The following is a 293-nucleotide window of genomic DNA, read 5'->3' as shown; positions in this document are numbered from 1 at the left end:
ACATCTAACTTATCCAACCGCCTGCGTGCGCTTTACGCCCAGTAATTCCGATTAACGCTTGCACCCTCCGTATTACCGCGGCTGCTGGCACGGAGTTAGCCGGTGCTTCTTCTGCGAGTAACGTCACAGCCAGCAGATATTAGCTATTGACCTTTCCTCCTCGCTGAAAGTGCTTTACAACCCGAAGGCCTTCTTCACACACGCGGCATGGCTGCATCAGGGTTTCCCCCATTGTGCAATATTCCCCACTGCTGCCTCCCGTAGGAGTCTGGACCGTGTCTCAGTTCCAGTGT

Annotated in this window: 1 rRNA gene; it reads right to left on the bottom strand. The window is 54.3% G+C overall.

Going from position 1 to position 293, the window contains the following annotated elements:
- Nucleotides 1–293 (bottom strand): 16S ribosomal RNA (locus tag J9892_RS21660); the annotation flags it as partial.

The organism is Aeromonas sp. Prich7-2, from assembly GCF_017939255.1.
Classification (GTDB): Bacteria; Pseudomonadota; Gammaproteobacteria; order Enterobacterales; family Aeromonadaceae; genus Aeromonas; species Aeromonas caviae.
Note: the sequence above shows the minus strand (reverse complement) of the source record. Positions and strands in the feature narration are given on the sequence as shown.